Annotated in this window: 19 protein-coding genes; 11 read left to right on the top strand and 8 right to left on the bottom strand. The window is 70.4% G+C overall.

Going from position 1 to position 22,110, the window contains the following annotated elements:
- The first annotated feature begins 64 nt into the window (after window positions 1–64).
- Window positions 65–2,386 (top strand): cytochrome P450/oxidoreductase, encoded by a 2,322-nt coding sequence (locus tag LZP97_RS22185; RefSeq protein ID WP_048774111.1) that lies wholly within the window; start codon window positions 65–67, stop codon window positions 2,384–2,386.
- 26 nt (window positions 2,387–2,412) lie between these two features.
- Entirely contained in the window at window positions 2,413–3,741 is a 1,329-nt protein-coding gene (locus LZP97_RS22190; RefSeq protein WP_048774112.1) for an MFS transporter, read from the top strand.
- Between the two features lie 262 nt (window positions 3,742–4,003).
- Here the strand turns inward: LZP97_RS22190 and LZP97_RS22195 are convergent, their stop codons facing one another.
- On the bottom strand, window positions 4,004–4,342 hold the full coding sequence (locus tag LZP97_RS22195) for a metallopeptidase family protein (protein ID WP_017681155.1): 339 nt from the start codon (window positions 4,340–4,342) through the stop codon (window positions 4,004–4,006).
- Window positions 4,343–4,355: 13 nt separating this feature from the next.
- The gene (locus LZP97_RS22200; RefSeq protein WP_017681156.1) at window positions 4,356–5,432 is read right to left on the bottom strand and encodes a septum formation family protein; all 1,077 of its coding nucleotides are present in this window, start codon (window positions 5,430–5,432) and stop codon (window positions 4,356–4,358) included.
- Window positions 5,433–5,480: 48 nt separating this feature from the next.
- Between LZP97_RS22200 and LZP97_RS22205 the strand changes: the two genes are divergently transcribed.
- A complete protein-coding gene (locus LZP97_RS22205) occupies window positions 5,481–5,870 on the top strand; it encodes an ankyrin repeat domain-containing protein (protein ID WP_010596215.1) in 390 nt (129 codons plus the stop codon).
- Between the two features lie 42 nt (window positions 5,871–5,912).
- On the top strand, window positions 5,913–7,175 hold the full coding sequence (gene serS, locus LZP97_RS22210; protein ID WP_010596214.1) for a serine--tRNA ligase: 1,263 nt from the start codon (window positions 5,913–5,915) through the stop codon (window positions 7,173–7,175).
- A gap of 103 nt (window positions 7,176–7,278) precedes the next feature.
- Here serS and LZP97_RS22215 read toward each other — a convergent pair whose 3' ends face one another.
- Together LZP97_RS22215 and LZP97_RS22220 are read right to left on the bottom strand one after the other, a co-directional pair.
- The gene (locus tag LZP97_RS22215) at window positions 7,279–7,671 is read right to left on the bottom strand and encodes a hypothetical protein (protein WP_010596213.1); all 393 of its coding nucleotides are present in this window, start codon (window positions 7,669–7,671) and stop codon (window positions 7,279–7,281) included.
- 31 nt (window positions 7,672–7,702) lie between these two features.
- Window positions 7,703–8,122, bottom strand: a complete 420-nt coding sequence (locus LZP97_RS22220) for a PaaI family thioesterase (RefSeq protein ID WP_371851047.1) — start codon at window positions 8,120–8,122, stop codon at window positions 7,703–7,705.
- Window positions 8,123–8,284: 162 nt separating this feature from the next.
- Between LZP97_RS22220 and LZP97_RS22225 the strand changes: the two genes are divergently transcribed.
- Window positions 8,285–9,463, top strand: coding sequence for an MFS transporter (locus LZP97_RS22225; RefSeq protein ID WP_048774114.1), 1,179 nt, complete (start codon window positions 8,285–8,287; stop codon window positions 9,461–9,463).
- An 11-nt stretch (window positions 9,464–9,474) separates the two neighbouring features.
- Window positions 9,475–10,449, top strand: coding sequence for a membrane protein (locus LZP97_RS22230; RefSeq protein WP_010596209.1), 975 nt, complete (start codon window positions 9,475–9,477; stop codon window positions 10,447–10,449).
- A 29-nt stretch (window positions 10,450–10,478) separates the two neighbouring features.
- On the opposite strand, the gene LZP97_RS22235 is transcribed toward LZP97_RS22230, so the two are convergent.
- Complete coding sequence (locus LZP97_RS22235) at window positions 10,479–12,029, bottom strand: MBL fold metallo-hydrolase (protein WP_010596208.1); 1,551 nt, start codon at window positions 12,027–12,029, stop codon at window positions 10,479–10,481.
- 174 nt (window positions 12,030–12,203) lie between these two features.
- On the opposite strand from LZP97_RS22235, the gene LZP97_RS22240 reads away from it, so the two are divergent.
- Together LZP97_RS22240 and LZP97_RS22245 are read left to right on the top strand one after the other, a co-directional pair.
- Window positions 12,204–12,965 carry a lysophospholipid acyltransferase family protein gene (locus LZP97_RS22240; protein WP_010596207.1) on the top strand — a complete coding sequence of 254 codons (762 nt, stop codon included), beginning with the start codon at window positions 12,204–12,206 and terminating at the stop codon, window positions 12,963–12,965.
- A gap of 62 nt (window positions 12,966–13,027) precedes the next feature.
- The gene (locus LZP97_RS22245; protein WP_010596206.1) at window positions 13,028–13,849 is read left to right on the top strand and encodes a Cof-type HAD-IIB family hydrolase; all 822 of its coding nucleotides are present in this window, start codon (window positions 13,028–13,030) and stop codon (window positions 13,847–13,849) included.
- A 12-nt stretch (window positions 13,850–13,861) separates the two neighbouring features.
- On the opposite strand, the gene LZP97_RS22250 is transcribed toward LZP97_RS22245, so the two are convergent.
- On the bottom strand, window positions 13,862–16,006 hold the full coding sequence (locus LZP97_RS22250; protein WP_048774118.1) for an N-acetylmuramoyl-L-alanine amidase: 2,145 nt from the start codon (window positions 16,004–16,006) through the stop codon (window positions 13,862–13,864).
- A 326-nt stretch (window positions 16,007–16,332) separates the two neighbouring features.
- Between LZP97_RS22250 and LZP97_RS22255 the strand changes: the two genes are divergently transcribed.
- Complete coding sequence (locus LZP97_RS22255) at window positions 16,333–17,880, top strand: SpoIID/LytB domain-containing protein (protein ID WP_082170430.1); 1,548 nt, start codon at window positions 16,333–16,335, stop codon at window positions 17,878–17,880.
- Between the two features lie 87 nt (window positions 17,881–17,967).
- Here the strand turns inward: LZP97_RS22255 and LZP97_RS22260 are convergent, their stop codons facing one another.
- Together LZP97_RS22260 and LZP97_RS22265 are read right to left on the bottom strand one after the other, a co-directional pair.
- Window positions 17,968–19,077 (bottom strand): glycosyltransferase, encoded by a 1,110-nt coding sequence (locus LZP97_RS22260; protein ID WP_010596202.1) that lies wholly within the window; start codon window positions 19,075–19,077, stop codon window positions 17,968–17,970.
- Between the two features lie 142 nt (window positions 19,078–19,219).
- Complete coding sequence (locus LZP97_RS22265; protein WP_010596201.1) at window positions 19,220–19,810, bottom strand: PadR family transcriptional regulator; 591 nt, start codon at window positions 19,808–19,810, stop codon at window positions 19,220–19,222.
- A gap of 125 nt (window positions 19,811–19,935) precedes the next feature.
- On the opposite strand from LZP97_RS22265, the gene LZP97_RS22270 reads away from it, so the two are divergent.
- Window positions 19,936–21,051 carry an aromatic ring-hydroxylating dioxygenase subunit alpha gene (locus tag LZP97_RS22270; RefSeq protein ID WP_040271467.1) on the top strand — a complete coding sequence of 372 codons (1,116 nt, stop codon included), beginning with the start codon at window positions 19,936–19,938 and terminating at the stop codon, window positions 21,049–21,051.
- Between the two features lies 1 nt (window position 21,052).
- Window positions 21,053–22,090, top strand: coding sequence for a PDR/VanB family oxidoreductase (locus tag LZP97_RS22275; RefSeq protein ID WP_040271470.1), 1,038 nt, complete (start codon window positions 21,053–21,055; stop codon window positions 22,088–22,090).
- The last annotated feature ends 20 nt before the right edge of the window (window positions 22,091–22,110 follow it).

The raw sequence follows: 22,110 nt of genomic DNA on the forward strand, positions 1-22,110 counted from the left end.
CTCATAGAGGACGAAACTGTTCGATAAAAGTAACAGTGCAGGTGGAGAGGTTTTCGGTGTCAGTATGAGTGCATCAGTTCCGGCGTCGGCGTCCGCGTGCCCCGTCGATCACACGGCCCTGGCCGGCGGCTGTCCGGTGTCGGCGAACGCCGCGGCGTTCGACCCGTTCGGGCCCGCCTACCAGGCCGATCCGGCCGAATCGCTGCGCTGGTCCCGCGACGAGGAGCCGGTGTTCTACAGCCCCGAACTCGGCTACTGGGTGGTCACCCGCTACGAGGATGTGAAAGCGGTGTTCCGCGACAACCTCGTGTTCTCACCGGCCATCGCCCTCGAGAAGATCACCCCGGTCTCCGAGGAGGCCACCGCCACCCTCGCCCGCTACGACTACGCCATGGCCCGGACCCTCGTGAACGAGGACGAGCCCGCCCACATGCCGCGCCGCCGCGCACTCATGGACCCGTTCACCCCGAAGGAACTGGCGCACCACGAGGCGATGGTGCGACGGCTCACGCGCGAATACGTCGACCGCTTCGTCGAATCCGGCAAGGCCGACCTGGTGGACGAGATGCTGTGGGAGGTACCGCTCACCGTCGCCCTGCACTTCCTCGGCGTGCCGGAGGAGGACATGGCGACGATGCGCAAGTACTCGATCGCCCACACCGTGAACACCTGGGGCCGCCCCGCGCCCGAGGAGCAGGTCGCCGTCGCCGAGGCGGTCGGCAGGTTCTGGCAGTACGCGGGCACGGTGCTCGAGAAGATGCGCCAGGACCCGTCGGGGCACGGCTGGATGCCCTACGGGATCCGCATGCAGCAGCAGATGCCGGACGTCGTCACCGACTCCTACCTGCACTCGATGATGATGGCCGGCATCGTCGCCGCGCACGAGACCACGGCCAACGCGTCCGCGAACGCGTTCAAGCTGCTGCTCGAGAACCGCCCGGTGTGGGAGGAGATCTGCGCGGATCCGTCGCTGATCCCCAACGCCGTCGAGGAGTGCCTGCGCCACTCGGGATCGGTCGCGGCGTGGCGACGGGTGGCCACCACCGACACCCGCATCGGCGACGTCGACATCCCCGCCGGCGCAAAGCTGCTCGTCGTCAACGCGTCCGCCAACCACGACGAGCGGCACTTCGATCGTCCCGACGAGTTCGACATCCGGCGCCCGAACTCGAGCGACCACCTCACCTTCGGGTACGGCAGCCATCAGTGCATGGGCAAGAACCTGGCCCGCATGGAGATGCAGATCTTCCTCGAGGAACTGACCACGCGGCTTCCCCACATGGAACTCGTACCCGATCAGGAGTTCACCTACCTGCCGAACACCTCGTTCCGCGGTCCCGATCACGTGTGGGTGCAGTGGGATCCGCAGGCGAACCCCGAGCGCACCGACCCGGCCGTGCTGCAACGGCAGCATCCCGTCACCATCGGCGAGCCCTCCACCCGGTCGGTGTCACGCACCGTCACCGTCGAGCGCCTGGACCGGATCGCCGACGACGTGCTGCGCGTCGTCCTACGGGCTCCTGCAGGAAATGCGTTGCCCGCGTGGACTCCTGGCGCCCACATCGATGTCGACCTCGGTGCGCTGTCGCGGCAGTACTCCCTGTGCGGTGCGCCCGACGCGCCCACCTACGAGATCGCCGTTCTGCTGGACCCCGAGAGCCGCGGTGGCTCGCGCTACGTCCACGAACAGCTCCGGGTGGGGGGATCGCTCCGGATTCGCGGGCCCCGGAACCACTTCGCGCTCGACCCCGACGCCGAGCACTACGTGTTCGTGGCCGGCGGCATCGGCATCACCCCCGTCCTGGCCATGGCCGACCACGCCCGCGCCCGGGGGTGGAGCTACGAACTGCACTACTGCGGCCGGAACCGTTCCGGGATGGCCTATCTCGAGCGGGTCGCCGGGCACGGGGACCGCGCCGCCCTGCACGTCTCGGCGGAAGGCACCCGGGTCGACCTCGCCGCCCTCCTCGCGACGCCGGTGTCCGGCACCCAGATCTACGCGTGCGGGCCCGGACGGCTGCTCGCCGGACTCGAGGACGCGAGCCGGCACTGGCCCGACGGTGCGCTGCACGTCGAGCACTTCACCTCGTCCCTCACGGCACTCGACCCGGACGTCGAGCACGCCTTCGACCTCGACCTGCGCGACTCGGGACTCACCGTGCGGGTCGAGCCCACCCAGACCGTCCTCGACGCGTTGCGCGCCAACAACATCGACGTGCCCAGCGACTGCGAGGAAGGCCTCTGCGGCTCCTGCGAGGTCACCGTCCTCGAAGGCGAGGTCGACCACCGCGACACCGTGCTCACCAAGGCCGAGCGGGCGGCGAACCGGCAGATGATGACCTGCTGCTCGCGTGCCTGCGGCGACCGACTGACCCTCCGACTCTGACTCACCCGATCCGAAAGGGACCCGCCATGGGATCCACGCTCGACCCGATCGCCGTGCGCACCGCGCCGGACGCGCCACGCAGCAGCTTCAAGCGGGTCCTCACCGGCAGCATGGCCGGGGCCGTGCTCGAGTGGTACGACTTCGCCATCTACGGCATCCTCGCCGCCACCGTCCTCGGACCTCTGTTCTTCCCCGGATCCGACGGCATCACCAAATTGCTGCTCGCCCTCGCCACCCAGGGGCTCGGCTTCATCGCCCGGCCGCTCGGCGGCATCGTCTTCGGTCATCTCGGTGACCGGTTCGGCCGCAAACCGATGCTCGTCATCACGTTCGTGATGCTCGGTACGGCCACCGCGTCGATCGGGCTGCTGCCGACCTACGAACAGATCGGCATCTGGGCGACGGTCCTGCTCGTCGCGCTGCGCATGATCCAGGGTTTCGCGCTCGGCGGTGAATTCGGTGCGGCGGTGCTGCTGGTGAGTGAGTACGGCGAGCCCAAGCGTCGCGGCTTCTGGGCGTCGTGGCCGCAGGCGGGCGCGCCGTCGGGGACCGTGCTCGCCGCAGTGGTCGTCTCGGCTCTGGTGTTCCTGCTTCCGGCCGACGCGTTCGACGCATGGGGCTGGCGGATCGCATTCCTGTTCGCCGTTCCCCTCCTCGTCATCGGCTTCTGGATCCGGCACGGCGTCGAGGAGTCCCCGGTCTTCCGGGCGGCGCAGGCCGCCGCGGCGGACCGCCCCGAGCCCCGGTCGAGCATCGTCGAAGCGCTGTCCCGTCCGCGCCCGGTGCTGATCGGCATCGGCATGCGGCTCGGCGAGAACATCGCGTTCTACGTGTACACGATCTTCGTCATCGCGTACGCCACCACCTATCACGGCTTCGCCCGGGGCGACGTGATGCTGGCCGTGACCTTCGCGTCGGTGTTCCAGTTCGTCGGCATGATCGGTGGCGGGCGCTGGTCCGACCGGGTCGGCCGCCGCGTCGCGATGCTCGTCCCGGCCGTGGTGCTCGTGGTGTGGGCACCGGTGTTCTTCTGGCTCGTGCAGATGCAGAGCGTGCCGTTGTTGTGGGTGGGGGTCTGCGTCGGCGCCTTCTTCCACGGCGCTCTCGCCGGTCCCGAGGCTGCCTGGATCACCGAGCTGTTCCCGACCCGGTACCGGTACGCCGGCTCCTCGCTGGTGTTCCAGGGCTCGTCCATCATCGCCGGTGCGCCCGCGCCGTTCATCGCCGTCTGGCTCGTCGACCGGTTCGGGGTCGGGACCGTCGTCGCGTATCTGGTGGTGACCATGATGATCACCGTCGTCGCGGTGCTGAGCAGCCGCGAGACCAAGGGCATCGATCTCGACCGCATCGAGTGACCGGTGGCTGTTGCCGGGCGCCCGCCGCCCGGCAACAGCACTCCCGGTTACCCCGTCCGGACCGCCGTCCCGCGGTACGGTCGGACCGGAGGTGATCGACACATGGAAGAGATCGCGAAGATCGTCGGTATTGCTTTCGTCTACATCGTCGTCGCAGAGGTGATCATCGGAACGCTCGCCCTGCTGATCATTTCGACGATCAGCCCGCACTTCCTGCAGCGCAAGCCGAAGTACGGCGCGACGGGACCGCGCTACGGGGCCACTAGCCCCACCCCAGCTCGTGCAGACGAGCATCCTCGATTCCGAAGTAGTGAGCGATCTCGTGAATGACCGTCACCGCGACCTCGTGCACCACGTCGTCGTCGGAGTCGCAGATGTCGAGAATCGCGTCGCGGTAGATGGTCACGGTGTCCGGTAGCGCCCCCGCATAGTGGCTGTCGCGCTCGGTGAGCGCGATCCCGTGGTAGAGCCCGAGCAGATCGGGCTCTTCCTCGTTCCTGGGCTCGACCAGCACCACCACGTTGTCGATGGCCCGCGCGAGTTCCGGGGGGATCAGATCCAGGGCCTCTCCGACGAGTTCCTCGAACCGCTCGTCGCCCATCCGTGCCCTCACCTCAGGAGCCCGGCACGGGACCTGCGCCCGGCAGCGGGGTCGGCAGTGAGCGGCCCTCGGGCGCGGCGGGCGGCGGCACCGGCGGCTGGCCGTCGATGAGGATGTCGCCCTTGGCCGTGCCGGTGACCGACGCGAATCCGCCGCCCTCGACCTGCTTGCCCACCGAGCAGTTGACCTTGCGGCTGCCCGCGAGCCAGCTGTCGAAGTCGAGGTTGTCCCAGAACAGCGTGAGGGTCTTGTTGCGCAGCGCGTCGGGGCTGCCCAGGTAGGCGTTGGCGTTCTCGGTGCACGTCCCCTCGAGGTACCGGTCCTGGTCCTCGACGCTGGGCAGACCGCCGGGGAACTGCCCGGACAGGTCCACCACGGAGATCACCTCGAAGGCGTGCGGCTGGGCGCACTCCACCGGATCCGCCGGCACGCCGTTGTTGATGCCGATGCACGTGCCCACGTCCCAGACCTTGGACTGGTCCTGGTCGGCGACCTTGCCCTGGATCGGCAGCAGGTTGCCGGTGGTGGAGGAGAACTGCAGGCCGCAGCGCAGCGTCCGCTCGCCGGCCGCCCAGCCCGCCTCCCCGGGGTTGATCAGGCCCACGCTGAACTTGCCGTGCGGATCGAACCGGCCGTCGAGATAATCCATCGCGGCCGGTGCGCACAGCTCGTCGCGCAGCTCGGTGAAACGCAGCACCGACGGGAAACGCGACCCGGGACCCCACTCGGCGCCCGGATACACGCTCAGATCGATGTCCTCGACCACCTCGAACAGGTGCGACTCGGCGCAGTCCACCTTCGCGAGGTCGCTCGCATCGAGTTCGGTCCAGGTCAGGCAGTCCCCGGCGACCGCAGTGCCGAAGGCCTCGCCGGCCACCGCGCCGGTGGTGACCACGGCACTGGTCGAATCGCCGGGTTCGTCGTCGGACCCGCCGAATCCCGCCACCACCGCCGTGACGACGGCCGCGAGCACCGCGCCCGCGGCGACCAGCATCAGGGCGCGACGGGTCAGCTTCGCGGACGGGGCACGCCGGACCCGCGAGGCGGACGGTGTCGTCCGGTCGGACTGCTGCTCACTCTCCTCGGCCATCACCGTCCATCATGCCTGTGCGCGCCGCCCCGGGTAACTTCGGTGGGCATGACGGAGCCCATCGATCCCGAAGTCCAGGAGATCGCGCAGCGACTGTTCGATGCCGCCCGCGCCGGGCACGTCGAGACCCTCGCCGCCTACATCGACGCCGGAGTGCCGGTGAACCTGTGCAACGAGAAGGGCGACACCCTGCTCATGCTGGCGTCCTACCACGGACACGCCGACGCGGTGCGGGCCCTGATCGAACGGGGCGCCGACGTCGACCGGCTCAACGACCGCGGGCAGTCGCCCATCGCGGGCGCGGTGTTCAAGGGGGCGATCGACGTCGTGCGCGTGCTCACCGAGGCCGGAGCCGACCCGCACGCCGGGCATCCGAGCGCCGTGGACTCGGCGAAGATGTTCGAACGCGAGGACTACCTGCAGCTGTGGGCGCAGTAGGCCGGCCTCGGCCCGGGACGTCGCCGAGTAGGCTGTGACCTCGTGATCGACCTCAAGTTCCTCCGCGAGAATCCCGACGTCGTCCGCGCCTCGCAGCGCACCCGAGGCGAGGACCCCGGTCTCGTCGACGCGCTGCTCGAGGCCGACGCCGCCCGCCGCGCTGCGGTGCTGGCCGGCGACAACATCCGTGCCGAGCAGAAGGCACTGGGAAAGAAGGTCGGGCAGGCCTCCCCGGAGGAACGGCCCGCGCTGCTCGAGGGCGCGAAGGAACTCGCCGCGAACGTCAAGAAGCTCGAGGCCGAGCAGCACGCCGCCGAGGAGGCCCTGGGGCGCGCGCACATGGCGATCTCCAACATCGTGCAGGAGGGCGCTCCCGCGGGCGGGGAGGACGACTTCGTCACCCTCGAGACCGTCGGCGAGCTGCCCACCTTCGACTTCGAACCGAAGGACCATCTGGCCCTCGGGGAGTCCCTCGGGCTGATCGACATGGAACGGGGTGCGAAGGTCTCCGGCGCCCGGTTCTACTTCCTCACCGGTTACGGCGCGCTGCTGCAGCTCGGCATGCTGCAGCTCGCGGCCCAGCGGGCCGTCGCCAACGGCTTCCAGATGATGATCCCCCCGGTGCTCGTGCGCCCGGAGATCATGCAGGGCACCGGCTTTCTCGGTGCCCACGCCGACGAGATCTACCACCTCGCCGACGACGACCTGTACCTCGTCGGCACATCGGAGGTGCCGCTCGCCGGTTACCACTCCGGCGAGATCCTCGACCTGTCGGGCGGCCCGAAGCGGTACGCGGGCTGGTCGTCGTGCTTCCGCCGCGAGGCCGGCAGCTACGGCAAGGACACCCGCGGCATCATCCGGGTCCACCAGTTCGACAAGGTCGAGATGTTCGTCTACTGCAAGCCCGAGGACGCCGTCGCCGAGCACCAGCGGCTGCTCGCGTGGGAGCGCGACATGCTCGCCGCGATCGAGGTGCCGTACCGGGTCATCGACGTCGCCGGCGGCGACCTCGGCTCGTCGGCGGCCCGCAAGTTCGACTGCGAGGCATGGGTGCCCACCCAGGAGCGCTACCGGGAGCTGACCTCCACCTCGAACTGCACCACCTTCCAGGCTCGTCGCCTCGGCGTCCGGTACCGCGACGAGAACGGCAAGCCGCAGATCGCCGCCACCCTCAACGGCACCCTCGCCACCACCCGCTGGCTCGTCGCGATCCTCGAGAACCACCAGCAGGCCGACGGGTCCGTGCGCGTCCCGTCGGCGCTCGTGCCGTTCGTCGGGCGTGAGGTGCTCGAACCGCCCGCGTGAGCCGTCCCCCTGCGTGTGGGTGGTGGTGGTGGCCGAATGTCACATCGCGTCGATCTGACCGAACCGATGTGACATTCGGCCACGGAGGGCGGGGCGGGTGGGCTCAGCTGCCCGGGTCGCAGCCGACGGCCACGTACGCGTGCAGGCCCTCCGGATCGTCGCGCAGCAGGTACTCGTAGTCGCTCGTGCCCATCACACTGTCGTTCGCATCCCGGAAGGACCAGCGCACCCGGGCCCGCACGATCTTCTCGGTGACCGGGGAGAGGTCGAGCAACTCGTGCCCCACATCGGCGAGACCGTGCTCCCGGTAGGTCTGGTTGCTCTGCGCGAGGGCCTCGGTGATCTCCTTCCGGGTCGGCAGCGATCCGGCGAACGAATCGGTGAGGATCGTGCCCGGCTCCCCCCACAGCGCGGCCGAGGCCTCGGCGTCGAACCCGGCGAGTGCCTCCCCGTAGAGGGTGAAGAAGCGGTCCAGTGCGGTGCGTTCCACGCTCATGTTCTTCAGTGTGCAGGTCCGGCGACGGTTGTCAGCGCAGAATCAGGCACGTGGTCGACGCGGTCGCGAGCAACCGGTCGTTCTCGTCGCGGGCCTCCCCGCGGGCGGTCGCGGTGCGACGGCCGCTGTACTCGCAGATGCCGTGCACGCGCACGACGCCGCTGCCCGCCTGGATGCCGCGCAGATACCGCACCTGCAGGTCCAGCGTCGTGTATCCGACACCGGCCTCGAGCGTGCTCGACACGCTGAAGCCCATGGCGGTGTCGAACATCGTCGCGATCACCCCGCCGTGCATGCTGCCCACCGCGTTGGCGTGGAACTCCTGCGGCTCCATGCTCACCTCCACCCAGCCCTCCCGGGCCTCGGTCACCCGGAAGCCGAGGGTGCGCGACGTCGGATGGTGCGGGATGGAGCCGTCGATCAGTCCGCGCAGGAAGTCGAGGCCGTGCATGTCGCGGTTCGCGGCGGACGTCGGGGCGGGGTCGTCCCACGTGTAGGTGCGCTGGCGTTCGGTCACCTGCCGACCGTATCGCGCGGTGACAAACCCGTCCGCGCGTGCCACGCTGGAGCCATGCGACATCGATGTTGATCCGGCTCCGCTCCGACCTTCCGGGTGGTGGCGTATGCGGCCACCCGTGAACTCGTGCCGCTCTACGGCGTGTACGCCCTGCTCTTCGAGGACCACGGCCTCGGCACGGGTGAGATCTCGTCGCTGTTCGTGCTGTGGTCCGTCGTCGCGTTCGTCGCGGAGGTGCCGTCGGGCGCGTGGGCCGACACGGTGTCCCGCCGCGGTCTGCTGCTGCTCAGCTCGGCCCTGTTCACCGCGGGCTTCGCCCTCTGGCTGCTGTTCCCCGGCTACTGGGGGTTCGCGGCCGGCTTCGTGGCGTGGGGGATCAGCGAATCGCTGAAGTCCGGGACCTTCGAGGCCCTGGTGTACGACGAACTGTCCGCCCGCGGTGCGGCACACCGGTTCCCGGCGGTGCTGGGCTATGCGAACGCCGGTGAGACGATGTGCGTTCTCGTCGCGACGCTGTCGGCCGCACCGCTGTTCGCGCTCGGCGGCTATCCGCTCGTCGGATGGCTGTCGGTGGGGATCACCGTCGCCAACGGGTTGCTCGTGCTCGCCCTGCCGTCCGCACCCCGCGACACCTCGGCGGACGAGACCGGTTTCGTTCCGGGCAGTTTCGCAACTCGCTACCGCGCGGTGCTGCATGCCGGGACGGCCGAGGCGCGCCGCAGCGCCGGCGTCCGCCGCGCGGTGCTGCTCGCGGCGCTGCTGTCGGCGTGCCTCGCCTTCGAGGAGTACTTCGCGCTGCTCGCGCGCGAGGGCGGGGCGAGCACGTCCGCGGCGCCGGCGCTGGTGGCGATCACCGTGGCGGGACAGGTGCTCGGCGCCGCGACCGCCGGTCGCACCGCGGCGACGACCGGCCGCGCGATGGGTGCGGTGATCGCCGTCGGTGGCCTGCTGCTGGCAACGGGGGCCGCGCTCGGCGGAGTGGCGGGCTTCGTGGCGATCGGGATCGGCTACGGCGCCCTGAACAACGCGATGATCGTCGCCGAGGCGCGGATGCAGGACACCATGAGCGGAACCGCCCGCGCGACCGTGACGTCGGTGTCGGGCGTCGTCGGCGAGGTCGTGTCCGTGGCGGTCTACGCCGGATTCGCGCTGGGAACGGTATGGCTGCCGCTGTCGGCGGTGCTCGCGGCATGGGCGGTGCCGCTGCTCGGCCTGGCCGCCGCCGCGGTGCGGTGGCTGCCGCCGTCTCAGAGCTCTCTCAGATCGCCGGACTAGGGTCCTCCGCCGTGCGTGCCAGTCTCCTTCCCGTCCTGTTCGTCGCCGCCGGTCTCGGCCTGATCGGCACCGGCAGTGCCCTCGCCTACGCCCATGCGCCCACCGTCGCGACGACGACCGAGGCGCCGCCCCCGTCGACCGGCGACCCGCTCACCGACACCCGCGACAACCTGCAGCAGGCCGGACTGCCGCTCGCTCTGCTCGGCGGCGGAATCGGGCAGCTCACCGACGGCAGCCGGCAGCTCGACGACGGTGCTCACCAGCTCGCCGACGGACTCGCGCAGGCCAGTGCCGGCGGGCAGCAACTCGCCGACGGGCTCGGGCAGCTGCAGGGCGGGGTGGACCTGCTCGGCGACGGTGCGACCCAGGTCAGCGGCGGCGTCGACGAGGTCGTCGACCGGCTCGCCGGTTTCGGGGAGATGCAGGCGGGCGTCACCGAGCAGCTGACGGCCGTCGCCGGCACCCTGCGGCGCTCGCCCGACGCGGTGTCCCAGGAGGCCGCCGCCCGGCTCGACGGGCTCGTCGGCCGGCTGGACAGCGAGGGGCTCGGGCCGGAGACGCTCGCGCAGCTCGAGCAGTTGCGCGGCGGTGCGCGGCAGCTCGCCTACGAATTGAGTGACCCGAACGCGCAGTTCGTCGCCGGCATGATGCAGGCTGCCGACGGCTCGCGGCAGCTGCGCGACGGACTGATGCTCCTCGACGACGGCGGCCGGCAACTCGTCGACGGCACCGGGCAGCTCGTGGCCGGCGTGGGTCCGGTCACCGGGGTGATCGAGGGAGTCTCCGACAACGTGCGGGAGGCGACGGCCGCGCTGCCGAAGTCGCCGGCCGCCTCGTCGCCCGACGTCGTGACGACGGGGGCGACGACCGGGGAGCGGCAGTGGTGGCCGTTCGCGCTCGTCGCGTCGGGGGCGCTGGTGCTCGCCGTCCCCGCCCTGGGTCGTGGCCGAATGTCACATCGCTTCGATCGCATCGACCCGATGTGACATTCGGTCACCACACGCGGCGCGAGGGGTCAGAGCTTGCGGGAGCGCAGCTCGTGACCGCGGGAGGTCTTGCAGCGACCGGTGACGAGGTCCCACTGCCAGCCGTGCAGGTTGCAGGTGAGGCTGGTGCCCTCGACGACGCCGAACTTCGACAGATCCGCCTTCAGGTGCGGGCAGCGGCGCTGGATCTCGAAGCCGCCCAGCTCGATCGACGCGGAATCGTCGTGGGCTTCGGCGAACCAGCCGTCCGCGTAGGCGATCCGCTCGTCGGTGAGGCACTTGAAGAACGTGTACAGGAATTCGTTGTAGCCGCCCACCCGCCACGCCTCGAATCGGGTGGACAGGAAGATGGTGTTCACCCAGTCCGGCTCGTCGTCGCGCAGGACCGTGCGCACCAGCTCCGGAGGAATGCGGAAACCGTAGCGGTACTTGCCTTCTCCCTCGATGGGTTCGCGGACGACCCGCTTGGGGAAGTCCAGCACGACCGTCTCGTCGCCCATCACCAGGCCGACGGGGTAGCCGATGCCGTCGCAGATCAGATCGGACTGCGCCATGATCGGCTCGAACTTCGCCTTGAGCGGACCGAGCAGCGGCTCACCCTCGGCCGGGGCCCACGTCGCCTTCTCGGCCTCGAGCACCGGGGCCAGGCGCTGGGCCATCTCCTCGATGTACGCGGCCTTGTCGGTGAAGATCTTCTCGACGTCGGCGTCGGGGATCGGATGGGTCAGCGTCATCGACTCGCTGCCGTGCACGTCGAGGACCGAGCCGGGGATCATCAGCACGCCACCGTCGTTGCCGTGCAGGCGCATCTGCTCGAGGAAGACCATCTGGTCGGGGAAGATGTTGCCCTCGTCGCCGTGGTCGTCGTTGAGGTGGCGCAGCGCCGGGTCGAGGAACACCGGCGGACCGGCCGACGGGACCACCCACGTCGCCCCGACCTGGTCGATGTAGCTGCGGCAGCGGTCCATGCCGCGCTGGCGCTTCTGCTTGCCGAAGTTCGCCTTGGTGCGCTTGGGGATGTCGTAGACCATCGGGTACCAGATCGCGCCCGAGTACTGCAGCAGGTGGACGTCGATCTTCCCGAAGGACTCGAGCATCGTGTCCATCTCGACCGGGCGGGCGTCGTTCATGTTGAACACCGTGGTCTCGCCGTCCGAGACGACGAGACCGGAGTCGCCGATCGGTCCGTCCGCGGGTGCGCGCAGGGCGATGATCATCACGTCCAGGTCGCCCTCGGGCCCGCTGACGGTGTGCTTGACGGAATCGGTCGTCTCGAGGAACTTCGTGAACCCGAGCTTCTCGAGCTCGCGACGCAGGTCCGGGACCGGGAAGTCGGGCAGCAGCACCGTCGCGTCCTTGCGGACGTGCTTGCTCAGGTTCTCCGGGTCGAAGTGATCCTTGTGCAGGTGCGAGACGTACAGGTAGTCGACGTCGCCGAGCGCACCCCAGTCCAGCTGCGTGTTGTCCGGGAAGGGGAACCACGACGCGAAGTACGCGGGGTTGACCCACGGGTCGCACAGGATCGATCCCGCTTCGGTCTGAATGTGGAACCCGGCGTGTCCGACGCTGGTGATCTGCACTTCGTTGCCTCCTGACGTGCTGACCGACGTACCCCCAAGGGTAGGGGGACGCCGGTGGGGCGCCTCGCCCAGGCGGTGAACCCGGGCCGGATACGGGCCGTTGATCCCGAATCGGGCGGGCCCGCGGACATCGGGCGAAGCCCGCGGGCGCCGATCCGGCTACTCTGACCGACTGTGGAACCCTTCTACCGGACCGTCATCGGCCTCGCCCGGACCGTCTTCGCCGCGCAGGGACTGAAGTTCACCGTCACCGGCGCCGAGAACATCCCCGCCGTCGGTGGCGCGGTGATCGCCATGAACCACGTCGGCTACATGGACTTCACCTACGCGGGCCTGCCCGCCCGCACCTCCAAGCGCTACATCCGGTTCATGGCGAAGAAGGAGGTCTTCGACCACAAGATCTCCGGTCCCCTGATGCGGGCGATGAAGCACATCCCCGTCGACCGGGCCGACGGCGCCGACTCCTACCGCGCCGCCGTCGACGCGTTGCGGGCCGGTGAGCTGGTCGGCGTGTTCCCCGAGGCCACGATCAGCCGCAGCTTCGAGATCAAGGGCTTCAAGACCGGTGCCGCGCGGATGGCGATCGAGGCGAACGTCCCGATCATCCCGGTCGTCCTGTGGGGGTCGCAGCGGGTGTGGACCAAGGGCCACCCGAAGCGGCTCGGCCGCACGAAGACGCCCATCTCCATCGCGGTGGGCGAGCCCATCCGGCCGTACGAGTCGGCGTCGGAGCTGACTGCGGAGTTGCACAGCAGGATGGAAAGCATGCTGCGGGAGTTGCAGAGCAGCTACGTGCACGAGCCCGGTGCCTACTGGGTGCCCGTGCGGCTCGGTGGCACCGCTCCGACGCTCGCGGAGGCCACCGCGCTCGACGACGCCGACACCGCCGCACGCAAGGCCCGCCGCGCGCAGAAGGATGCCGGCACCGACGGGTGACGGCCCTACGGCGCGGTGACTCCCGGATGCGCCGCGCCGTGGCGGACCGGCACAATGGCGAAGTGAGACGAGATCTGCCGAGCCTGGTTGCCACCGACGTCGACGGCACCCTCATCGACGACGAGGAGCGCGTCTCGGACCGGACCCGCGCGGCAGTACAGGCCGTGGTGTCCTCCGGGACGCCGTTCGTCCTGGCCACCGGTCGTCCCCCGCGATGGATCCCGCCGGTGGTCGAGCAACTCGGCTTCGCGCCCCTGGCGGTGTGTGCCAACGGTGCGGTGCTCTACGACAGTGCCGCCGACCGCGTTCTCAGCGCCGCCGTGCTGTCCGCGGACGAACTGGCCTGGGTCGCCGACGTCGCCAACAGTGTGCTGCCCGGCTGCGGTCTGGCCGCCGAGCGGATCGGGGCGAGCGCCCACGACGCCGCGACACCGCAGTTCGTCAGCGCCCCCGGCTACGAGCATGCGTGGCTGAATCCGGACAACACCGAGCTCGCCGACCACGAGGTGATCGCCGAGCCGGCGGTGAAGCTGCTGATCCGGTTGGCGTCGGCGACGAGCCACGAGATGGCCGAGGCGCTGGCTCCGCGGCTGTGCGGCATGGTGGACGTCACCTATTCCACGGACAACGGCCTGATCGAGATCTCCGCCTCCGGGGTGACCAAGGCGTCGGGCCTGCATCTGATGGCCGAACACCTCGGGGTGGCCGCCGACGGGATCGTCGCGTTCGGGGACATGCCCAACGACATTCCGATGTTGTCGATGGCGCGGCACGGGGTCGCGGTGGAGAACGCGCATCCGGACGCGAAGGCGGCCGCGGACGAGGTCACCGCCACCAACACCGAGGACGGGGTGGCCCGCATCCTCGAGCGCTGGTGGCGGTGACGGATCGATCGGTCAGGGCGCCGGAGCGGGGGCCGGCGCTTCCGGTGCCAGGGCCTCGGGAGCCGGGGCCTGGGGGGCCGGGGCCTGGGGGGCCGGAGCCTGGGGGGCCGGAGCCGGGGCCTCGGGGGCCGGCGCGGCGGCCGGGGTCTGTGCCTGTTCGTACGCGTCGTTGTAGGCGCGCAGCACCTTCGTCACCGCGCCGGTGAGCTCGTTGAAGATCAGCGAGCCGAACTCGAAGTCCGAGCGCCAGCCGTCCGGGACGCGGTACTCGTCGCTGGTCGGCAGGCCGAGTTCACCCGCGTCGAGGCCGCTGCGCTGCCACGTCTTGTAGATCTCGCCGAGCACCGTCCACACACCACCGTTCGGCGAGGTGTAGATGGCGCCGTTGACGAACTCGGCGCGTTCGTACCCTGCCTTGGCGGGCAGGATGCCGGACACAGCGGCCCCCAGACGGCCGGTCTCGCCGCCCTCGGCGATCCACTTCTGGGCCAGCGGCGAGTTGTCGGTGAGCCGGATCAGCTCGCCGACGAGGTCCGCGACCTTCTCGGCCGAGCCGGTGTCTGGCAGGCGGTCCGCCGAGCCGGTGTCTGGCAGGCGGTCCGCCGAGCCGGTGTCTGGCAGGCGGTCCGCCGAGCCGGTGGCCGGAGCCCCCGCGTCGACGTCGGGCACCTGTGCGCGCGGGTTGTCGGTGACGAGGTCGGACGAGTCGTCGCTGGGCTCGGACGGCGTGGTGCTCTGTCCGGCGGCGGTGGCCGCGGCGATGTCGCGGATCTCGTCCATCTTCGCGTAGCCGGAGTCGCCGGGGCAGCTGGTGTTGCCGACGTCGCGGTGCGCGAAGATGATCGGCAGGTCGACGGCCGCGCCCTGCGGGTACGGGGTGAAGGACGTGCCCTCCGAGTACATGGTGGTCTCGCCCTCGGGGTCGAGCCCCGCCTTCGCGAGCCGCCAGCCGAGGAAGCGGCCCACCGCGTCGACCGCGGCCTTCGGAGGCTCGACGTTGGAGAAGTCGCCCATCATCGCGATGCCGACGGTGTTCTCGTTGAAGCCGCCGGCGTGCGCGCCCTGCACGGGCTTGTCCAGGCCGCCGGCGCGGCCCTCGAAGATCTGCCCGTATCGGTCGACGAGCACGTTGTAGCCGACGTCGCACCAACCCAGGGTCTGCGCGTGGTAGGCGTAGATGGCGCGCACGATCTCCGCCGATTCGGCCTTGGAGTAGTCGTTGCTGCCGGCGGTGTGGTGCACGGTGGCTCCGCCGAGCGAGTCGTCGTAGGTGGCGTCCTGGCAGCGGATGGACTCGTCGGCACCCCACTGCGCTCGGGTGATCACCTTCGGCCCGGACCCTCCGACCGGACCGGCGATGTCGTCGAGCGCGGCGTCGGCGCTGCTCGACCCCGGGTCGATGAGCACGGCGCTGACGTCCTCCGTGGCGGCGGGTTCCTGGGCGTGCAGGGGCCGTGACGACGACGCGGGCGCATAGCCCAGCTCCGGCTGGGCGGGAGCGGGTGCCGGGGCCGGTGCGGGAGCGGGTGCCGGGGCCGGTGCAGGGATCTCGGCGCCGGCGAGTGTCGGTTCAGGTTTCGGGCGCGGGGTGAGCAGGACCTGCACGACCTTCGTGGCGCCGACGTAGATCGGTTCGGTGCCGGCCCGCTCGTCGGGCGTCTGGTCGTCGCGGCTCGTGTCGATCGGTTCGGTGGCCGTCCACGGCCCCCAGCTGCCGTCCTCCCGCTGGGCCCGGATGCGCGCGTCGGTGTCGGCGACGTCCTTGGCCGCCAGCGCGATCATGCTGAACGGGGCGTCCCTGGTGAGCTGCTTGACGGTCGCTCCGATGCGGTCGACGACGTCCGCGGCCGCGGGGGCCGGCGCCGGGGTGGTCGACGGGGCGGGCGCGGCGATCTCCGGCAGCCCCGCGGCGAGTTCCCTCAGGCTCAGATCGGGCAGGTTCAGGCCGGTGAGTTCGTGGATCGGGATCACGATGTCCGGCACGGATGCGAGCACGACCTCCGCGATCTCGGGCGGTACGACGGTGGGGACGGACTCGTTGGTGGTGCGGACGTCCGATGTGGTGCTCGTGACGCCGTAGACGGCGAATGGGCTGGCGACGGCCAGGGCGGCGACGGCACCCAGGACGATCGACGGCTTCGGTCGGCGATGCGGCACGGTGCTTCTCCCTGTCGGTGTTCGCGGCGGTCCTCGGCGGCCGGGCGGCGCTCGGCCGAGGCCGAGGAGCCGGCTCGAATCGAACCGAATCCTCCGTCATCCGGACGACCCGACGTGCGGAACGGCCGAGAATCGTGTGCAACTTGTGATTCTGGTGTTACTGCTGTGGCTGTTGTTGCTTCATTCAGTCACTCTTGCCACACTAGTCGCAGACAACCTTAAGCCTCAACCTGAGCTTGAGGATCCGTCTCGAATGTCCGATACGCGCGGACCTGCGTCCGGGCGGCACACGGTGCGAGAACGAGGGAGTGCAGCGCATGCCACGAATGTCCATCCGCCGGACCCATCGCCGGCGGCGTCTCGTCGTCGGACACCCCCTCCGCAACGGCTGGCGGCCCGCCACGGCCCGCGCCGCGGCGATCGGCCTCGCCCCCGCGCTGCTCATCGGCGCCGCGATCGGCGGGGTGATGCACGTGCGCACCGCCGAACCCGACGTGGCGCAGGCCGTCGCCGCCGACACCCCGTTCACCTTCGTGGGCTTCGGTCACGGTCACGGTCGCGGCATGGGCCAGTGGGGTGCCTACGGCTACGCCTCGCAGCACGGCTGGTCCGCCGATCGCATCCTCGGCCACTACTACGGCGGCACCACCCTCGGCGCTCTGCCCGAGAACACCATGATCGCGGTCCGGCTCGTCGGGCAGGACGACGCGCCCCTCGACGTCTACTCCGACACCGGGATGACCGTCGCCGGCCGGCAGACCGGGCCCGGGGAGGCCGCCCACCTGACGCCCACCGCGGACGGGGGAGCGGACGTCGTCGTCACCGCCGGCTGTTCCGGCGAGGTGCTGTGGCAGGGCCGCGCCGACCTGCCGTGGGTCGACCCCGTCGACATGGGTGAGGGCCGGCCCGTCGCCGAACACCTCAAGCTCTGCGGCAACAGCGCCCCCTACCGCGGCTCGCTCGGTGTCGTCCTCGACGGCGCGGCGCCGCGCACCGTCAACCGGCTGTCGATGGAGGACTACCTGCTCAGCGTCGTCCCGGCCGAGTCGCTGCCCAGCTGGGCCGACACCGGCGGGGCCGAGGCGCTGCGCGCGCAGGCCATCGCCGCCCGCTCCTACGCCGCGGCGGAGAACCGCTCGCCGCTGTGGCAGACGTGCGACAGCCAGAACTGCCAGGTGTATGCGGGGTCGAGCAAGGAGGACCCCCGCACGAACGAGGCGGTGAACTCGACCCGCGGCACCGTCCTGATGACGGACGGCAAGGTCGTCGCCAGCGAGTTCTCGGCCTCGACGGGCGGCTACTCGGCCGGTGGCACCTTCCCCTCCGTGGAGGACCTCGGGGACGCCGTCGCTCCCAACCGGCAGTGGGCCGAGACGATGACCGCGGGGGAGATCGGCACGGCCTTCGGGGTCGGCGAACTGCAGGCGTTCGAGATCGTCGGCCGCAACAACCTCGGGGCCGACGGCGGCCGCGTCACCCACGTCCGCATCGTCGGTGCCGACCGCACGGTCGAGACCACGGGTGCCGAGGCGCGCGCCAAACTGGGGCTGCGCTCCGACTGGTTCACCGTCCAGGAGGGTGCGGAGGCCGCGGTTCCGCCGTCCACTCCCGCGCCCGAGCCCGGTCCCGAGGTCGGCGACGAACCCTTCGAGACCGGTCATGGCTCGCCCATCGAGGAGAAGTACCTCGAGCTCGGCGGGCACGACGGGGCCCTGGGCACCCCGGTCGGACCGGAGCTGATGCTGCCCGACGAACGCGGCAAGTTCCGCGTCTTCACCGGCGGCATCATCGTCTGGACCCCCGACCTCGGCGCGCAGGTGATCGACTCGAGCATCATGCGCGAGTGGCTGCCCGGGACGGGAAGCGCCGAGTAGCACCTGGTTTCGTGGCCGAATGTCACATCGGGTCGATCCGATCGACGCGATGTGACATTCGGCCGGGAGCCCCGCGTCGGTGAACCGCTATCCGGAGGCGCCGAGTACCGCGAGCATCCCGTCGACCGATGCCGCCCAGCCGAACTGCTCGGCGCGACGACGGGCGGAGCGGCGCAGGACGTCGTCGGGGCCGCGGAGTATCTCGTCGACCGCCTCGGCGAACGCCGTTCCGCGGTCGGCCGACAGGGCGCCGCACTCGGGTGTGAGGATCTCCGTCAACGCCGACGAGCGCGACGCCACCACCGGCGTGCCGGCCGCGAGCGATTCGAGCGCCGACAGGCAGAACGTCTCGTGCGGGCCCGGGGCCAGCGACACGTCGGCGGTGGCGAACAGCGCGGCGAGCCGGCGGGCGTCCCCGATGTACCCGGTGAACGTCACCGGGAGCCCTCTGGCTCTGTGTTCCAAGGCATGTCGTCTCGGCCCGTCGCCGGCGACGACGAGGTGCACGTCGTGCCCGCGACGACGCAGCAACCGGGTCGCGTCGATGCTGCGCTCGACCTTCTTCTCGACGGACAGCCGGCCGCAGTGCAGCAGCAGCCGCACCGAGCCCGGTACGAACCGCTCGCGCAGGCCCCGATCGCGACGGGCGGGATGGAAGCGGTCGAGGTCGACGCCGAGCGGCACCCGCACGAGGTTCGGCGTCCCGATGCGGGTGAACTCCGCACCCGCGAACTCCGTCGTGCACACCACCGTGTCGTAGTCCGCAGCCATCCGGCGGTTGGCCAGGTCGGCGGCCCGGCGTGCGGCCGGTGCCGGCAGCGCCTGGCCGAGCAGGCGATCGAGCCGCTCGTGGGAGACGACGACGCTGCGGACGTCGCGCCGTCGCGCCCATCGCCCGAACCCGCGCAGGGTCAGCCGGTCCGACACCTCCACCGCGTCGGGCCGCAGGCCGCGCAGCACGTCCGCGACGCGTCGCGGGTCGGCCACCCGGTATCCGCCGGTCCACGGCACGACCGGCGCCGGAACGGTGATCCGCAGGACCCCGTTCCCGAGCAGTTCCTCGCCGCGCCGGGCGCCGGGCACCACCAGTGCGACGTCGTGCCCGCGCGCGACGTACCCGCCGCCCCACTGGTGCAGGGCGGTGCGCAGGCCGCCGGACCGGGGCCCGTAGAAGTTGGCGAGCTGAACGATGCGCACCGGTCTCAGTGAGCCGGACCGCGGCGACGGGCGCGCCAACGACGCCGGGCGCCGCGGTGAACGCCCGCGGAACCTCCCGATCGCCGCAGGCGTCGCATCCGCGGCGGTGCCTGCACCCCGCGACGTTCCGCCGTGGCCGGGATCAGGGCGACGGAGGGGACAGCTTGTCCACGAGATCCAGGCCGTCGCGCGCCCATTCGATCTCGGCGGTCGCACGGTCGACGAGTCCCTGGTAGGCGAATGCCTTGTAGGCAATGATCCGTTCGTGTTCCTGCGCGGGGTATTTCTCGATGCGGGTGGCGATGGTGGGGTGGGAGGCGTCGAGGATCGAGGCGCGCATCGCGGCCCATCGAGCCCGCTGTTCGGTGTAGTAGTCGATGTGCCGCTGTAGGTTCTCGCGGACGCGGTCGGGGTCGGCCCACTCGAAGTAGGCCGCTCGCATGTGCGGGGCGTCGCGGATCGGCCCGTAGTCCACCGGGGCGTTCATCCAGTCCCGGAAGGCGCGGATGCCGTCGTCGGTGATCGAGTAGCGGGTCTTGGTGCTGTTCGGCCCCCAGCGGACCTGCTCGCCTTCGATCAGGCCTTCCTTCTCCATCCGGCGGAGCTCGGGATAGATCTGCGAGTCGGGGGCGTGCCAGACGAAGCCGACCGAGCCGCCGAAGCGTTTGGCGGCGTCGTACCCCGTGAGGGGTTCGGCCGTGAGCAGCGCCAGCAGGGCATAGCGGAGGCTCATCTCGTCCTCACCTCTCGTTTCGGGGACCGGTCTTGCCAACCACTATATCGATAGTTAGTGTGTGGTTCACGTCACCGACTATCTATGTCGATAGGTAGTCTCGCCGATCTTCCCGAAGGAACGACATGACCGATCTGGGGCCCGCCGGGGCGACCGCGAAGAACATGGCCTACCCGCTCGACGCCTGGTACGTCGCGGCCTGGGACCACGAGGTCGGCAGACGCGAGATCCTGGCCCGCACCATCGCGGGCAAGCCGCTCGCGCTCTACCGCACCGAGGACGGCCGGCCGGTGGCCCTCGCCGACGCGTGCTGGCACCGCCTCGCCCCGCTCTCGATGGGCACCCTCGTCGGCGCCGACGGAATCCGGTGCCCCTACCACGGCCTGCAGTTCAACTCCGCCGGCCGGTGCACCCACATGCCCGCCCAGCAGACGATCAACCCGTCCGCGATGGTGGCCTCGTACCCGGTCGTCGAGCGGCACCGCTTCGTGTGGGTGTGGCCCGGGGATCCGACACTCGCCGACCCCGACACCATCCCCGACATGTTCCAGATGGACTCACCCGACTGGGCCGGCGACGGACGCACCATCGACGTGCAGGCCAACTACCAGCTCGTGCTCGACAACCTCATGGACCTCACCCACGAGGAGTTCGTGCACTCGTCGTCGATCGGGCAGGACGAACTCAGCGAGTCCGATTTCACCGTCACCCACGACGACCGCACCGTCACCGTCACCCGGTGGATGCTCGACATCGACGCGCCCCCGTTCTGGCAGAAGAACATGCGCGACAAGTTCCCCGGCTTCAGCGGCAAGGTCGACCGCTGGCAGATCATCGAGTTCCAGGCGCCGTCGACCATCCGCATCGACGTCGGTGTCGCCAAGGCCGGCACCGGCGCCCCCGAGGGGGACCGCAGCCAGGGCGTCAACGGATTCGTGATGAACACCATCTCCCCGGTCGACGAGAAGACCGCGCTCTACTTCTGGGCGTTCATGCGCAACTACTGCCTCGACAGCCAGCTGATCACCACCCAGACCCGCGACGGCGTCCACGGCGTCTTCGGGGAGGACGAGGCGATGCTCACCGCCCAGCAGAAGGCGATCGAGGCGAACCCCGGCCACGAGTTCTACAACCTCAACATCGACGCCGGCGGCATGTGGGTGCGCAGGATCATCCAGCGCATGATCGAGGCCGAACGGATCGTCGCCACCGGCACCTCGATCCCCGAGGCGGTGCGCTGAGATGAGTGCCTTCAACCAGCCCTCCTGGCAGCGCGGCCGTGTCGTCTCGACCGACCCTGCGGCCGACGCGATCGCCCGGATCGTCCTCGCCCTCGACACACCGGTCCGAGCGGAACCGGGATCCCACGTCGACGTGCGCCTCGACACCGGCGAGGTGCGGTCCTACTCCGTCGTCTCCACCGGCACCGCCGGCACCGTCGTCTCCACCGGCACCGCCGGCACCGTCGTCTCCGCCGGCGCCGACGGCCGGACCGTCACCCTCGGTGTGCACCTGTCCCCGACCTCGCGGGGCGGATCGCGATTCATGCACGCGCTGCGCCCCGGCGACGAACTCGACGTCACCGCACCGCTGCAGAACTTCCCCTTGCGGATCGGCGCGCGGCGCTACGTCCTGCTCGCCGGTGGTATCGGCATCACGGCGATCTCCGCGATGGGCACGGCGCTGAAGCGGGTCGGCGCCGACTACCGTCTCGTCTACGTCGCCCGCACCCGCTCGGCGGCGGCCTTCCTCTCCGAACTGGACGCGCTCCACGGAGACCGGCTCGAACTGCACCTCGACGACGAAGGCACCGGCCTCGACGTCGGCACCCTGGTCGACGGCGTCGATGCGCACACCGAGTTGTACATGTGCGGGCCGATCCGGCTGATGGACGCGGTCCGTCGCGCCTGGGTGGACCGCGAGCTGCCCCTGCCGAACCTCAGGTACGAAACCTTCGGCAACAGCGGCTGGTTCGACGCCGAGGAGTTCGCCGTCAAGGTTCCCGACCTCGGCGTCGAAACCACCGTCGGAACCGACGAGTCCCTGCTCGACGCACTCGAACGCGCCGGCGTCGACATGATGTTCGACTGCCGCAAGGGCGAATGCGGTCTGTGCCAGGTCGGCATCGCCGCGGTCGACGGCGCCGTCGACCACCGTGACGTCTTCTACAGCGAAGAGCAGAAGGCGGCCGCGACGAAGTTGTGTGCCTGCGTGTCGCGAGTGGTGCGCCGTCCCGGCGCTCCCGCCGTGCCCGGCACCGTCACCCTCGCCGTCCGCTGACGGCCTGGTCATCGGATACA

The organism is Rhodococcus sp. DMF-1 (genome assembly GCF_021441945.1).
Classification (GTDB): Bacteria; Actinomycetota; Actinomycetes; order Mycobacteriales; family Mycobacteriaceae; genus Rhodococcus; species Rhodococcus ruber.

What these genes read in the sequence shown, in the direction of transcription:
- LZP97_RS22195 (WP_017681155.1), bottom strand. Translation starts at nt 4,342, where the DNA reads ATGGGCGACGAGCGGTTCGAGGAACTCGTCGGAGAGGCCCTGGATCTG.
- LZP97_RS22255 (WP_082170430.1), top strand. Translation starts at nt 16,333, where the DNA reads ATGTCCATCCGCCGGACCCATCGCCGGCGGCGTCTCGTCGTCGGACAC.
- LZP97_RS22275 (WP_040271470.1), top strand. Translation starts at nt 21,053, where the DNA reads ATGAGTGCCTTCAACCAGCCCTCCTGGCAGCGCGGCCGTGTCGTCTCG.
- LZP97_RS22185 (WP_048774111.1), top strand. Translation starts at nt 65, where the DNA reads ATGAGTGCATCAGTTCCGGCGTCGGCGTCCGCGTGCCCCGTCGATCAC.
- LZP97_RS22205 (WP_010596215.1), top strand. Translation starts at nt 5,481, where the DNA reads ATGACGGAGCCCATCGATCCCGAAGTCCAGGAGATCGCGCAGCGACTG.
- LZP97_RS22190 (WP_048774112.1), top strand. Translation starts at nt 2,413, where the DNA reads ATGGGATCCACGCTCGACCCGATCGCCGTGCGCACCGCGCCGGACGCG.
- LZP97_RS22200 (WP_017681156.1), bottom strand. Translation starts at nt 5,432, where the DNA reads ATGGCCGAGGAGAGTGAGCAGCAGTCCGACCGGACGACACCGTCCGCC.
- LZP97_RS22265 (WP_010596201.1), bottom strand. Translation starts at nt 19,810, where the DNA reads ATGAGCCTCCGCTATGCCCTGCTGGCGCTGCTCACGGCCGAACCCCTC.
- LZP97_RS22220 (WP_371851047.1), bottom strand. Translation starts at nt 8,122, where the DNA reads ATGCACGGCCTCGACTTCCTGCGCGGACTGATCGACGGCTCCATCCCG.
- LZP97_RS22270 (WP_040271467.1), top strand. Translation starts at nt 19,936, where the DNA reads ATGACCGATCTGGGGCCCGCCGGGGCGACCGCGAAGAACATGGCCTAC.
- LZP97_RS22215 (WP_010596213.1), bottom strand. Translation starts at nt 7,671, where the DNA reads ATGAGCGTGGAACGCACCGCACTGGACCGCTTCTTCACCCTCTACGGG.